Origin of the sequence: Paenibacillus foliorum, from assembly GCF_013141765.1 — a bacterium.
Taxonomy (GTDB): Bacteria; Bacillota; Bacilli; order Paenibacillales; family NBRC-103111; genus Paenibacillus_S; species Paenibacillus_S foliorum.
In genome coordinates, this window is the sequence record NZ_WHOD01000128.1 from 302,377 (window position 1) to 317,421 (window position 15,045).

Here is a 15,045-nt window from a genome sequence, read left to right on the forward strand (position 1 = left end):
GGTCATCTATCCTTTGTCTTTTCTTCTAAGATGTACAGGAACGAATCCTCCCAGCTTTCTCGGTAGCATAATAAAAGCTCTTAGCATATCTTTAAATGTAATGGGTGATACAGGGGCTAAATAAGGCACCCCAAAAGACGTTAAGCCTGACAAATAAACAGTGAGCAGCAGCAAAGAAACCATGAAGCCGTACATACCAAGAGATGAAGCGAGTAACAGATTGAAGTATCTTAACACGCTTACAGTTCCCGAAAGGGTCTGGCTAATCAAGGTCGACCCTGCAACAATAGATATGGCAGCTACGACAACCATGGATGGCGAGGTTAGTCCGGCGCGTATCGCAGCATCCCCAATAATTAATCCCCCCACCACCGTTAGGGTTTGTCCAATCATCGATGGAAGCCGGTAACCCGCTTCTTTAAAGGTTTCCAGCAATAATAAAATGAGAAACATCTCCATAGGTGACGATAATGGTATGCCAAGCCGTGTCATAACAATGGTCGCTAATAAAGGAAACGGTATTTGGTCTTGATGAAATCCAGTCAGAGCAACAAAAAAGCTCGGTAAAAATATTGAAAAAATAAGACTGAATATACGTAAAAGACGTCCGAAGCTCGACGAGATAAAATTAAAGTGCAAATCCTCCGGTGTCTTTAGCAGTAAAGATAAGGAAGCCGGAGCAATAATAGCCCCTGGAATCCCGTCCAATAGAATGACGAATCTTCCTTTCATCAAGCAGGAGACTATGAAATCAGCTCTGCCGGAGTAAGCCGTGAGTGGAAATATGCTATATGGTTTATCCGAAATAATTTCCTCCAGCTGCGTAGCGCTGGACAGATCCTCCAGCTTATGCTGTACCTTGGCCAGCTTCTCTCGGATGGTTTCCAGAATGGTTTCATCAAGCTTATCTACAAGAAACATCAGACCTACCCTGGTTTGACTTTTTACTCCGATCTTATAGCTTTCCAGAGCCAGCATAGGAGTAGGCAATCTTTTGCGGATCAAGCCAACATTGGTATCGATACTCTCGACTAAACCGTCTTTTGCTCCACGTATGGATACGTCGATATTGGTCTCTTCGGTATTACGATTGGGAATTTTTTCAATACTTAAGCTGAAAGCAGCATCCAGATGATTAATCCATATCATGACATGTCCGGTAAAAATCTTGGAGCTGTACTCGGAACCGGATGTTTCGTAGAGCATATTAATATCTTTAGCCTCGTTAATACTCTCAACACTTTCAAATGAAGTGAAGTTCCAGATGCGCATCAATGCTGGCAGAACCATATCGTTGATAAGTTTTACATCACAAAGCGTACTGCAATAAACCAAAGTCACCTCACAAGAATCAGCGAAGGGATGGCTATAGAAAATAACATCAGAGCAATCCTTAAACTCCTCTTGAAATGCATTAAGACTCATTGATCTTCTTCACCTCATCCCTTTTAGCAAATAGGACGAATAAGAATAGAACTAGAAGCATTCCGAGCAAGGTGTAAAATGTAATAGGAAAATAATAGGTTTTCATAACATAGAGAAAGGTAATATCTCCAATTTCGCTAACGAGTAAAATAGCCATTAGAAGGGCTATTAGAGACGAGACAAGCTTCTTCCATTTAGGAATCAACTCTCCTATCATATACATAGCTAGACTTATCCGGATGAAAGCACCACACACCCATTGATAAATGGACAAAAAGTCCACATGCTCGATATAATTTCCGATCTTAACCAATCTCCACTCTTCAAAAGCCGGATACCTTTGGATCTGAGCTTCAACAGGCCCGAATGCGGCGATAGAACCCATTACTGGTCCAATAGTCAATCCCGCCATCATCAAGCCTAGAATAACAACATGTCGTTTCTTAACCTTAGCTCTAATGTGCTGCTGCAAAAAAATTATATACATAACCTCGATAAACCCCGTGCCCACAAAAAGAATGCCGTTTATAGCCTGGGACTTACCGTATTCAAACACTGGGAACAGCATCGCATAATCTTTGTGGGGATAGTTGGAAATCATAACAAATTCGCCAAATATAATGACTAAAGGTAATAGTACAGCCGAACTGTAAGCTATAGCACGAATCCCTTGAAGCGATATGTAGTACGCCACTCCAACAAGAATAATCGCAATCACGCTGGGTGGCGTTTCCGGTAAATAAGAGGAGCTCGTCCAAATCTTAAAGTCCTTTCCCGTAAACAGAGCTGAGGTAAACAGCGTCAGAGAAAGCACGACTGCAATACAGCCTGCCACCCATTTGCCATACTTTTCACGAAGCCATTCGATAATAGATCTATGCTGGGCACTCATCGTTTTTTGAATGATATAGGCTATCAAGAAGAACACGGGAACGAACAAAATGGATGCAAGGAGCACACTTATCCAAGCATCACGACCTGCCACCTCCATTAGAACCGGGATTACGATGACATGGTTCATCATGCCGATGGAAAGCATCAGAATGGTACATATTTGTAGAAAAGAAAAATGTTTAGGATTCATAAAAAAATTCACCTGCATCCCTGTTATTATGAATCCCATTATTGCCAACCCCTGCATATACTAAACTAAGGCATCCAGCTGCACCGTCCTTCCAGGTTAAGCTAGCTGCTTCACAGCGACAAAGCAATCCTGCGTTAATTCGAATTCTTGCATCCTCATCTCATTTTGGATTACAATGCATCTTAATCATACGAAAACCAATTTCAATTAACTGAATTAATAACAAGCAATGACGGAAAGAGTACGCGGAAAAGGTTCATTACAGGGACGGAGTGCCACCGATTGAAAGCACCCGAACGAATTGTCCGCCGAAGTTCACTCCTGAGCTGGTCTCTGAATAATTGCCATTTCCCCGGCAGTTTTTAGGAGTACCCGTATTCCCGGCGTTAACGGGCTGAAAGTGAGAAAAGCATGCCTTCAATTCAACATACCGCTGAAGGTTGATTTTCTAATAAGGGTGGTACCACGGCTCCTCGTCCCTTGCGATGGAGTCTTTTTGCGTTTTCCAACATTCACTTACATGAAGGAGCTGAATTGGTATGAGTCAATTACACGCTGTGCAATTAAGAGAACGATTAGATGAGATCAATCTGCAATTAAAGGACTTATTATCAGAAAAAGCTCTGATCACTCAAGAAATCGGAGAGAATCACCTGCTGGTCAGCCGGAAAAGGCAAAGGGAAGATACCATCGTTACTATTGGGGATATTGCGGTTGGAGGCGGAAAGCAGATGATGGTCGCGGGACCTTGTTCAGTTGAAAGCTATGAGCAAGTCCGACAAGTCGCAGCGGCCTTGAAGCAGGAGGGAATTACAGTAATGCGCGGAGGTGCATTTAAACCAAGGACTTCTCCGTATGATTTTCAGGGCTTAGGAATAGATGGCTTGAAAATTTTGAAAGAGGTAGCCACTGAGTTTGGCCTTAAGACCATCAGTGAAATCGTGGACCCTGCGCATATTGAGCTAGCCTGCGAATATATAGACGTGATTCAAATTGGAGCCAGAAATATGCAAAACTTCGAGCTGCTGAAGGCAGCAGGTGAAGTACGGACACCTATCCTGCTGAAACGGGGTATTGCCGCTACTATTGACGAGTTCCTTCATGCAGCAGAATATATTCTATCCCGAGGCAATAAACAGGTGATGCTGATCGAACGAGGAATTCGCACATACGAGAATGCGACGCGCAACACACTGGATATATCCGCTGTTCCGATACTGAAGCAGGAGAGTCATCTGCCGGTGCTTGTAGATGTCACGCATTCAACAGGCCGCAAAGCAATCTTCGCTCCTTGTGCGAAGGCTGCCTTGGCCGCTGGGGCTGACGGCATCATGGTCGAGGTGCATCCCAACCCTGCTGCCGCCCTGTCCGATGCGGCCCAGCAGCTTAACATTGAAGAGTTCAATCGCTTCTACTCGGAAGTAAAGCAATCCGGATTATTAAGATAATCCGCTAAGCATTGAATCGGAGTCTGGTGAATAGACCAGCTCCGATTCTCTTAATTTTCTCACCTAATGTAAGAGCGTAAGGATACCTATTCCAATTGCAGACACAATGAGTAAATATAGACCGTTATCCCTGATTCCAACTTGCATACTCGTCCTTTTCACCAAGGTGCTAACCAATAGGTTTATTGGGTTGACTGGACTCAATATAGAGGAGGCGGACCAAGCCAGCATCAGCACCATGGCTAGAATTTCTTTGGATGTCCCTAACATGACGGGATCCATTTGTGTCGCAAGGACGGTGACTATAACGACTTGATGAATCCCCACAAAGGTAATACAAACCATCGTAATCATAATAAATAGGGCGAATAGCAGGAAAGAAGTTTGCGATAATTGATTCATAAAAATAGTTATCCCTTGGCCAAAGCTTGATCCTTTGAGCGATTGTCCGAAGAAACCAGCACTGATATACATAATAATTTCATTATTCATGACAGGTACGGCCTTATCCCGATATTCGATAATTTGATGCTTGAATAACCCCCACTGCTTCGAGAACATACACCAGAGCAACGGAAAAATAAGAGCCAGAAGACTAACTAATACGAGCATGGACCAATGTGTCGCGTATTCAGCAGCAATAGTAATTAGCATCAGCATAATGATTACAATCGGAAGCAGCTTCATCCTTTTACGGTGGTCAGAAGTAATGGCTCCACTTTCATCATTATTTAATTCAATTTCAAGCATATTCTTTTTTGCCCAAAGCCCGAACATCACATTTCCGATAAGTAAAAATAACACGGCTATTCCAAATCCATAGGTCATATAACTCCCAATAGATACATGCAGATACAGTAATACTACTCCCACCGCAGCATAATAAGGGGACCATAAAATGGTTGTGGAAAATCCGACAAGGTAGGCTTTGGACAAAAATGTAGCATTTAACCGTAAGTCCTTGAGCAGGTCATGGACAATGCGGATGGAGCCTAGATTAAGTATGGGACCGAGAAAGAAAAGCACCATGGTAATTCCTGCAAACATTTTTCCCGGTTTATTCTGATATCTTTTTAAGTAAATCAAAATTGAATCAAAAAAACCGCCCATTTTAAATGGAATGGATAATAACGGAACTAAGACTAGAAGTGTTAATAATGGGATGTTCGATGTGATTCCTTGCGCCATAGCATCCAGTCCTTGCCCCTTTAACCCAGTTAATACGGCACCGGCTATAAACATAAGGATGCTGAATATACGGGGAACCGTTCTAGCCAATGTGATACTTCCTATAAAAGCAACGCTTGCACAAACAGCCAATATATAGAGTAACCACTCCGATTGAACAAAATATTGAATTAAGAACAGCATACACATCGCCAATATCAGATAGCTTCTCATCATGTCCACCTCTAAGCAGTTTTCAAATAATCATAAATTAAAATTGGCATATTGTATACCATTTTTATGTAATAAAAGCTCAACCTATACCGTTTACCGGCTTAAGGTTGAGCTTTTTCAGTAAGCTGACTGTATTTCCCTGTTCCACATTACACTAAGAGCTGTGATATTCACTAGGCTATATCCAGACATCCTGACTACGCTTACGGACTTTGGAAATCATTTGCGCCAGCTCATCACGTTCCAGCCGCTCCTGTAAGGGTTTCCCGAAACGCTTCTATCCTATGGAAGGTCATATAATTCGCATTATGATAGTTGTAAGCCCCATTAATAGCCGTTCTAGAAGCAACTAAAATAGCGTCTCCGTCAAAAAACCAATCCACGTACTGGAACCCTACCTTCGTATTATCCTCTGTCCACCCGTTATGCTCATAGTCCAGAATATCCCGAATAGTGTCCCATTCCTCCAATTTGTCCGAAGCGACCAATGTAAGTATGTTTCGCTGATGAATATTCGAAGAAGTAACACGGTTCACGAGCGACCAATAGCGCTTACTCACAGGATCGAATTGAATCGTGAATTTGGACATATTTCCTTCAAATCGGATAACTTGACGGAACGAAAGCGAAGCCCCGGGATTTTCCTTATCTACGTTTAGCATAATGGCTCTGCCGTAATCAGGCGTTCCTCCCTTCGTATTATATCTTAATATGTTCACAAGCCCGCCTTCCGGCGTGATCACTACATTTCCTTCCAGCACCCCCGGAGCGTCTCCGCCGTGTACGGTTCCAGGCCAGCTGCTGTCATAGGGTATGAACGGCGACGCCGTCCAGCTGGCGGGATCGAGCAAATCCGCATCCTCCGGTGCGGATACTACGCCGGCTTTATGGCCGCGTAATGTCCAGGAGCCATGCTCCACGGCAGTCCAAATGCGCCCGTTATGAACGATTACCGGCATGGGAGCCTTATGCGGACCGCCGTTCTCGCGGGATCCGCCCGGCAAAATGGTGCACGGGGAGCTCCATGACTCCCCTCCGTCATCTGAACCGCCGATCATCAGCTCCCCATATTCGGTGCTGGTGGCTATCATGAACAAGCGCTCGCCGTGAACAAACAATTTGCCCCAGAAGCACGGATACAGATAGGTTACGAACCGCCAAGTGTTCCCCTCATCCTCCGAACGGAAGATAACGCTCAGGTTCTGTCCTCCTAATCCCCAGTACACATCATGAGAAGCCAGAAGCCGCCCATCGGGGAGCCGGACAATTGAGGGGCTTGCAGGAGACCGACCTGAGAAATTATATGTATAATCATCTGGATGGATGTAATTGATCACCGTGCCTGGGACGACCCCCGGCATTGCCAATCTTATCGGGCTATCTGCTGCGATTCGACCAGTTCCGCTCTCAACGGCAATTAATCGAATTTCATAATCGCAGCCGTTTTCGAGGGATGTTATCGTAAAGGAGCCTTCCAGAACTTCCACAACAAGAACGCTTTTTTCACTGCTGTTCCTTTTGTTGTACTCAACTCGGTACTCCAGACTGGATGCAGCAACATCCCCTGAATGCAACCAGTCGATTAGAACACAGCCGTCACCGGGTGCCAGACGGGTGATATGCAGCTCCCAGCCTGACTCATGTACGCCTAATGCCGTCGTAAACAGCTCATTTTGATCCTTGATGCCCCATGGTTTCGTGTTCATATCATTCTCCTGACTATAGATTGCAGCACTGCAGGCTGCGTTCTTTATTTATTTTTTTCCCGCATCAATCGCCTTTTGTTCTTCTACCCATTTATTTACTTTGTCCTGGGTTTGCGCCAGCTCCGTGTCGAGATTGTACTTCTGTCCGTGAATCGCTCTCGAAATAATGTCACCCATCCATGGACGAATCGTGGAGAACATAATAGGCGGGAACAGCACATTTTTCGTATCTTTCACAACAGCCAATAGCTGCTCTGCGTAAGGATCTTCTTCTTTCTTCACCCAATCGGCGCTTTTCCAGGAAGGCAGCTCCTTATAGTTGTCATACATGAATTTCTGCCCCTCCGGACCTGTCATATATTTCAGCACCTGCCAAGCGGCCTCCGGGTTTTTGCTTTGCTTGGCCATTGCCGTGACACGGGCCGTACCGAAGGAGGTTTTGTCGTTCTTGTCGCGAATCCCCTTGGTCATCACATACCGTTTTTCCAGTTTATTTTTCAGTACCTCATCCATATTACCGCACCATAGACACATCGCGACGTTATTGTCGGCTTTACCCCAATTCTCAAAACCCCGGCCAATTTCATAACCCGGCGGCAAGTAAGGATTAATGTCGATTAACGTTTGAAGACTCTTCTTAATCTCAGGAGTATTGAAATTCAGTTTACTATTGCCAAAATTTTTCCAATCAATAGTGCCGAACTGTACGCCCTGACCACCGGAAAAATAATCAAGCATCATGTGGCTTGTTTTTCTTGGATCATAAAACAGCCCGTACGACTGCTTTCCAGTTTTCGGATTAATGCCTGTAAGCTTTTTCGCTTTCTCGATAAGTTCATCCGCTGTAGGCTTTTCACTTAATGGCTGTACACCGAATTCTTCGAAGATCTGTTTGTCATAAACGATCGTATTCGTCAGTATTCCACCCGGCATCGCCATCACTTTGCCGTCCCCTTCATTGGTCAAACGCTCCTTATCCGTCCACAGCGCGTCCACAAAGTTTTGCTTCCAGTTATCCCGTGCCAAATAATCGTCAAGCGGCATCAGGAAGCCTTGGTTGTAAAAGTCAATGGACGCATCCAAAAATACAACGTCAACACTATTGCTAAGCAGCAGAGCTTGCCATTTCGCTTTCCTGTCATCCGCCGGGACCTCGCTGTATTCGAGAGTTAATTTTGGATGCTTGGCGAGAAAAGGCTCGAACAACGCCTTGATTCCTTTAGCCGGTTTACCTGTTGCAGGGTTAATCCCATCATCTACAGGGAAACTGAATACAGCTACCTTAACAACACCGGCAAGTTCTTTGGATGCGCTTCCATCGTTAGCATTATTTTGAGTTCCTTCGTTCCCTCCCCCGCATGCTGTCAAAAACAACAGGACCGTACAAATGGTTACGCTCAACAAAAGCTTTAGTTTAGATAGCTTCACTTTTTTGACCTCCCTAGAGTTTTCGTGAGAAAACTTGCATCGTGAGCATGATCCTTATCATTAACAACTTATTTATTGCTTGATTCCTGAATGGGCGATGCTCTGAATGATGTACCTCTGGAAAAATAAATAAACGATCAGCACCGGAATGACGGACATAACCGTAGCCGCCATATTCATTCCCGGAGGCGCTTCCCCACTTGCCGTACGTGATTTCAGCATCGCAATGCCGAGTTGAATCGTATACTTCGCAGGATCGTTCAGCATAATTAGCGGGAACAGGAAGCTGTTCCACACATTCAAGAACGTCAGAATGATTAATGTAGCAACAATAGGCATGCTTAAAACGAAATAAATTTTGGAAAAGCATTGGAATTCATTTGCGCCATCGATAATCGCGGCTTCTCTTAATTCAGCCGGAACCCCATCCATAAATTGCTTAGTCAGAAACGTTCCAAATACATAGGAGATGGCCGGTAAATAGAAAGCCCAATATGAATTAAGAAGCTGAAGTTGCTTAAACAGCATAAACAAGGGAATGAGTGTTGCCTCGCCCGGAATCATTAGTGTGGCCAGCACCAACAATAAAATGATTTTCCCGCCCTTCACATTCAGCTTCGATAAGGCGTATCCTGCCAATAATGCGGAAAATGTACTAATGAAAATGACCCCGCCAGCTACCATAAACGTATTTAAATACAACTGCATCATTTTCGTATTGGCGATAGCCATTTTAAAGTTATCTAGACCGATATTCTCCGGTACCAGCTTAAACGGGAATGGAAATTCAAACACTGCATCCTTATCCAAGCTGATCGAGAGCATGACGATAAAAGGTACGATGATGAGTATTCCACCTGCCAGCAATAGAGCTATAACGAACGTATTTCGAACAAAATCAGATTTTCTTCTCGACTGAATGCTTATTTTGACCTGTGATACGGCAGTAATCTCTGACATACGCTTCAACTCCGGTTAGTCTTTATTCTTAAACGCCTTGAAGTTTAAGAGAGTAAACAGCAAAATAATGATGAAAATCACGTACGAAGCGGCAGCAGCTTTGCCGAAATCATACGTATAAAAACCGTAACGGTACACATATAGCATGAGCGTAAACAAAGAACCGCCCGGATTGCCGTCAGGGCCTCCGATCACATAGACCTCACCGAACCTTTTGAAAGCGTTAATGGTACCCATGACCACCATAAAGAAGATGACGGGCTTCATCCCGGGAATTGTGATATACAGCCATTGCTGCAGCTTACGGGCTCCATCCACTTCCGCAGCCTCGTACAAATCGCGCGAAATCGACTGCAGGCCGGCCAGCCAGATCAGCACCGAGTAGCCCACACCATGCCATGTATCCATCAGGATCACGCTTATTTTGGCATAGCTCGGATCAGACATCCAACCAAGCGGCTTCAATCCGAACAGGTTCAGTACCGTGTTGGCTACCCCTTTCTCCGTCGGATAAAACAGTAGCAAAAATACGATGGATGCCGCTATCGTCGAGGTCACATTCGGTAAGAAATAAATCGCTTTAAATAACACGCTCATACCCGGCCTAACTATGCTGTTAATCAGTGAGGCGACAATAAAGCTTAAAGGCAGCCCAATTCCAAGCCCCATCACCCCCATTATGATCGTGTTTCGGAGAGCCTTCCAGAAAGAACTGTCACTCAAAATAAATGCATAATTGCCAAGTCCCGCCCAAACGCCTCTCACTCCGTTATGATGATACAAGCTGATACGGAACGCCTCACCGATCGGGTACAGCGAAAATACCAACACCCCAATAATTAACGGTAGAAGAAACAAATAGCCTATTACCTGCTTATTAGATAGCATCGATTTCATCAGGATCATTCCATTCACCCCCTTCCCTTAATCCCATTATGCGGGCATCCTAGGGTCGGTAGTAGGTGAAATTCTTATGATCGGATTGCGATCTTAAGAACTTACTGCTTTCTTGTACTCTACAGGCGTTAAACCGACTATTTTTTTGAAAACCTGGCCGAAATACTTAGCATCCGTATAACCGACCCGTTCAGCGACTTCGTATATTTTGATATCCGGTTGCTTCAATAGTTCTTTGGCTTTGCTAATCCGGATATCCGACAAAAAGTTCAGCATCGTTTCCCCTGTTCTTTCTTTAAACAAATTGGCAAAATAGTTCGGGGTTAAATACACCGCATCGGCCACTTCCTGCAAAGAGATGTCTCTGTGATAATGCTGCTCCATAAATGTTACCGCCTTTTGTATAATGGACACGTTGCGCTGCAGCATCTTCTCCTCAATTATGTTGGTTAATCCCGTCACATATTGGATCAGCCAGGTTTCGAGATGCTCAATAGTTTTCCATTTCTTGAGCTGCTCATCTAATGCGGCAAAGTCCATCACTTTACCGTCCGAGATATTCCATTCCATTAACATACGCAGCAGCGTATACACCAACTGGAGACATATATTACGCAGCTGCTCGGGGTTATGAGGATAATCACCGACGATCGCTTGTAGAAACTGCCGTGCATAGGAGCAAGCCCCCTCTTTATCGCCGATTTTCAATGCTAGACACAGCTTTTTCTCTAAATCATACGGGTAGATTATGTGTTCCTGTGTGCGCGTATATCCAACGTCGCTATAGAATATGACTCCTTCTTCCCCCGAATAGATGCGATACTCCATCGCTTCCATGGCTTCCTTGTAAGACTTCGATATCCAATCTGTTGTTTCATAAACACCACCTATACCGATGTAAACAGGCACTTTGTAATAGCGGGTAATATAATACTTCATCTTCTTTACCAAGGCCTGAAGGCTTTCTACATAACGTTTTACATCCTGCAGGTCCTTGCCGCTTAGAATCATAACGAGCTGGTTGTCTACATTTTCAATGATCTCTGCGTAAAATTGCTCTCTGAACAGCTCATCCGCTATATTTTTAAAAGCAAATAATAAAAGCTGCTTATCGTTCAAACGGTTGCGCTCTATCACCGTAGCTGGTTCATCTATCTCCAGCACCAAACATGAATAATGATTCCCTCCAATGGAAAGCTGCAAATAATCGCAGTTGTCATGGATTTCCTGTAGCGTCATTCGCCCGGTGAGCAAATAACGCAAGTATCTTTCCTTCATCACAGGTATGCTTTGATAAAGCTGCCTTTTTAGATCCTCCACACCCTTCAAGAGGCCCAATTCCTGCTTGATGCTCTGCTTTGCCTTATTGATTACGTTCAGCAATTCCTCCACCTTTGTCGGCTTCAGAAGATAATCAAAAGCTCCGTTCCGAATAGCAGTCTGAACATAATCAAAATGATCGTAGCCGCTCAGTAGAATGATCTTAGCGTGCGGTACGATTCGCAGCGCATTCTCTGTCAGCTCCAGCCCATTCATGTGAGGCATAAGGACATCCGATATGATCAAATCCGGCTTCATTTCTATAATGAGCTCCATTGCTGCTTCGCCATCCTCGGCCTCACCTATGATCTCGATTTCATGGCTAGGCCAATCAAGGCTCAATTGGAGCCCTCGTCTCACTCGTTCAGAGTCATCGACCAAAATTAATTTATACATTTTGACCTCCAGGCAGTAGGACCCGAACCGTAGTACCTCGGTGCGGGTCACTTTCATATTGGATTCCGTACTCCGTTCCGTAAGCCAGCCCAATGCGTTCGTTCACATTATAAGCTCCATAACCGCCGTCATCATGAAGCGGCTGCTCTAGCAGAGCCTCGATTTGAACGTCATCCATACCGATGCCGTTATCTATAACCTCCAAAACCACGACATTCCCTTCCTTTCTCCCCTTGATCCGAATGAACCCCCGTTGATGTCTGAGGGGCTTGATTCCATGCAGAATCGCATTTTCTACAAGCGGCTGTAAGAGCAGCTTTATACACGATTCGCTCTGTATATCAGCATCTACTTCAATTTTGTAATCAAACTTATCTTTAAATTGCAGCTTTTGAATACGAAGATAATGCTCAACAGTCTCTACCTCTTTGGAAATCGTAGTCAGCTCATTACCCTTGTTTAGAATTAATCGGAAAAATTGTGCCAGCGCCGTTGTCATTTCCCCAATTTCTTCGTACTCCTTCGTGATAGTCATCCAATAAATAGAGTCCAATGTGTTGTATAGCATGTGAGGATTAATTTGCGATTGCAAGGCCCTAAGCTCTGCCGTTCTGATTCGTTTCTCGTCCTCCCTAACCTTGGAAATGAGATTTTTGAGCTCCACGGTCATTTCATTGAAGCTTTCCGATAATTCGCCGAATTCTTCCTGTGTGCCAAGATTAACTTTTGTATCCATATTCCCGTCTCTTACTTTTTTAATATGCCTTAGTAGCTTCAAGAGCGGACGAGTGATTCCTGATGAGATTGCAACGGAAAGAATGAGCGCTGCTGCAATGGTAATAGCTACGATAATGACAATTGTATTTTTAGCGAGATCGATATTTTTATTTATCGCCGATTGCGGCACCACCGTTACAAGCCTCCACCCCGTGTATTCCGATGTCACGAAATGGAGTGAATACTCCATTCCATCGACACGGAATAATGAACTACCATGAAGGGCTTGCGACAGCTTCTCCGTAAGAAGATCATCCGCTTTCGTGGAGATAAGTCCCTTATTGGCATGAGAAATAATGTAGCCTTTGTCATCAACCATAAACGTGACAGCTTGCAAATTTCTCAAATTATTCTTATAGCTGTCGAAAATATAGCTTTCACGGACATTAAGAACCACCAGTCCCCAGTCCTTGAACGATAGAAGGGCCAACGCTTTTCTCACATTGGAGATAACCTTGGGCGGCTGCGCCTCTGTGTTAAAGATGTCCTGTTCTGCAAACAACCATAACGGTTTTCCCTTAGCCACATCTGCTTGCCGATAAATGGAGGTAGCCTGTATATCGTCCTTAGTTCGGTTTAATGCATGCATATCCGTATTATAAGTCAGATTCATCCCATTCTCTCCGTAAATACTCACGGACAACAACTGCTCCGAACGGCCGCCAAATATACTTGGATAAACGGTTTCGTAAAACAAGTTTATATAGGCGGACTTCTCATTTGGCTTCAATTCTGAGGTCTTTGTTTCCATAATACTTTGCAGCTCTTTGTTCATAATCATTTTCACATAAAGATCGTCAATATCTTTAAGCTTGTAATCAATATTTTGCAGCGTTTGCTGCAGCACTTCTTGAATGGATTGTCCCACTTCATTCACTATGGACCTTTTTAGAATGACATAAGAAACCACTCCTATGCTTAAAGCGGATAATACAATAAGTAAGGCAAAGGAAAAGATTAGCTTTGGTCTTAATTTCATATTGCCTAGTACAGATGTCAAAGACTGCATGGATATCACTCCGCTCGTAAGTATACAAAACAAATTTGACATAACGCATCGTAGTATGATCTTATCTCTATCATCAATATGTAATCGTTTACAAAGTCTATATTCATATGGCTATCTTGTCAATCTAGTAAAGTTGTCGAAACCAATTGGGTTCAAAAAAGCCAAGCATCCAAAAGTACCTTTGGAAGCTTGACTTAACATTCTTAATCTATTCAGTTCTTTCGCCTACATGGATAATAAGAACCAAGAAACGCTCGAACCTCACATTCAATGAGGATAAAGGGTATCAAATTCAACACCGCACGGTCCGCCATCCGGATTCACTTCTGCTTCAACCTTAGTGCCGTCTGCACGAAACAACGGGCTGTAGAAACTCGCTATCTGGGTTGTTGATTCACCAGCGTAATGACAAATAAATGCCCGACGAAAACGGTCCTTCGATTTGTTACGGTAGGAACCATGAATCAAGTTGCCATTAAAGAATAAAACATCGCCCTTCTTCATAACAGCAGGAACGATTGTATTCCCTTGCGGCACCTTAACCAAATGCTTGGTGAAGGATTCGGTGTCATCCGCTAACTCAGGACATACAATTTCGTGCTCGTTCGTTCTGGGGACAACGAGCAGCCCGCCATTCTCCTCATCCGCCGAATCAACCGCCATCCAAGCCGCTATACAATTCCCCGGCTCCACCTTCAAATAAAAATTATCCTGATGCAGCGCTTGTCCGCGAGAACCCGGTGGTTTATAGTAAAACATCGTCTGAGCTGCTAGAGGGTTCTCCTCGAATAAATCTTTTAGAACTTGGAGAACAGGCTCATGAAGCATATATTTAAGAGCTGTCTCATTAAATCGATGGGGCTGCATGACTCGTGGATACCGTTTGAGCACATCCTTTGTATCCTGACTCCTATCTGGCTCAAAATGGCCTGGAATAGTTTGCTCGCTTATTTGATCAAAGGTTACTATGATCTCTTCCACTTGCTCATCGGAAAATAACCCGCTCACAATTAAATAACCTTCCGTTTCGAATTTCTGCTTCTGTTCTGTTGACAGCACAGCTAATACGTATGGCATAACGAACCTCACCCTATCCTAATAAAATGCAATCTTCATTACGTCTTGTCACCATGCAGATACCTACAATCCTGCTTATTCAATTCCGTAAATATTGCATATTTCTAATTGTCATTA

At 43.9% G+C, this 15,045-nt stretch carries 11 protein-coding genes; 1 reads left to right on the forward strand and 10 read right to left on the reverse strand.

Annotation, left to right across the window (positions count from 1 at the left end; genetic code table 11):
• Window positions 1-6: 6 nt before the first annotated feature.
• Together GC093_RS34090 and GC093_RS34095 are read right to left on the reverse strand one after the other, a co-directional pair.
• The gene (locus tag GC093_RS34090; protein WP_171656407.1) at window positions 7-1,425 is read right to left on the reverse strand and encodes a spore germination protein; all 1,419 of its coding nucleotides are present in this window, start codon (window positions 1,423-1,425) and stop codon (window positions 7-9) included.
• Entirely contained in the window at window positions 1,415-2,509 is a 1,095-nt protein-coding gene (locus tag GC093_RS34095; protein ID WP_171656408.1) for a GerAB/ArcD/ProY family transporter, read from the reverse strand. Before GC093_RS34095 ends, GC093_RS34090 begins: the two co-directional genes overlap by 11 nt.
• 539 nt (window positions 2,510-3,048) lie before the next feature.
• Here GC093_RS34095 and GC093_RS34100 point away from each other — a divergent pair.
• A complete protein-coding gene (locus GC093_RS34100) occupies window positions 3,049-3,957 on the forward strand; it encodes a bifunctional 3-deoxy-7-phosphoheptulonate synthase/chorismate mutase (protein ID WP_171656409.1) in 909 nt (302 codons plus the stop codon).
• Window positions 3,958-4,020: 63 nt separating this feature from the next.
• Here the strand turns inward: GC093_RS34100 and GC093_RS34105 are convergent, their stop codons facing one another.
• The 8 genes from GC093_RS34105 to GC093_RS34140 form a co-directional block, all read right to left on the reverse strand.
• Window positions 4,021-5,358 carry a hypothetical protein gene (locus GC093_RS34105; RefSeq protein ID WP_171656410.1) on the reverse strand — a complete coding sequence of 446 codons (1,338 nt, stop codon included), beginning with the start codon at window positions 5,356-5,358 and terminating at the stop codon, window positions 4,021-4,023.
• Window positions 5,359-5,594: 236 nt separating this feature from the next.
• Window positions 5,595-7,064, reverse strand: coding sequence for a fibronectin type III domain-containing protein (locus GC093_RS34110; RefSeq protein ID WP_171656411.1), 1,470 nt, complete (start codon window positions 7,062-7,064; stop codon window positions 5,595-5,597).
• Between the two features lie 48 nt (window positions 7,065-7,112).
• Window positions 7,113-8,492, reverse strand: a complete 1,380-nt coding sequence (locus tag GC093_RS34115; protein WP_171656412.1) for an ABC transporter substrate-binding protein — start codon at window positions 8,490-8,492, stop codon at window positions 7,113-7,115.
• Between the two features lie 72 nt (window positions 8,493-8,564).
• Window positions 8,565-9,452, reverse strand: a complete 888-nt coding sequence (locus GC093_RS34120) for a carbohydrate ABC transporter permease (RefSeq protein ID WP_171656413.1) — start codon at window positions 9,450-9,452, stop codon at window positions 8,565-8,567.
• Window positions 9,453-9,467: 15 nt separating this feature from the next.
• Complete coding sequence (locus GC093_RS34125; RefSeq protein WP_246315807.1) at window positions 9,468-10,358, reverse strand: carbohydrate ABC transporter permease; 891 nt, start codon at window positions 10,356-10,358, stop codon at window positions 9,468-9,470.
• 84 nt (window positions 10,359-10,442) lie between these two features.
• Window positions 10,443-12,065, reverse strand: coding sequence for a response regulator (locus GC093_RS34130; RefSeq protein WP_171656414.1), 1,623 nt, complete (start codon window positions 12,063-12,065; stop codon window positions 10,443-10,445).
• Complete coding sequence (locus GC093_RS34135) at window positions 12,058-13,851, reverse strand: cache domain-containing sensor histidine kinase (RefSeq protein ID WP_216624997.1); 1,794 nt, start codon at window positions 13,849-13,851, stop codon at window positions 12,058-12,060. The genes GC093_RS34130 and GC093_RS34135 overlap by 8 nt, the downstream gene beginning before the upstream one ends.
• A 267-nt stretch (window positions 13,852-14,118) precedes the next feature.
• Window positions 14,119-14,928 (reverse strand): phytanoyl-CoA dioxygenase family protein, encoded by an 810-nt coding sequence (locus GC093_RS34140; RefSeq protein WP_171656416.1) that lies wholly within the window; start codon window positions 14,926-14,928, stop codon window positions 14,119-14,121.
• Window positions 14,929-15,045: the final 117 nt, after the last annotated feature.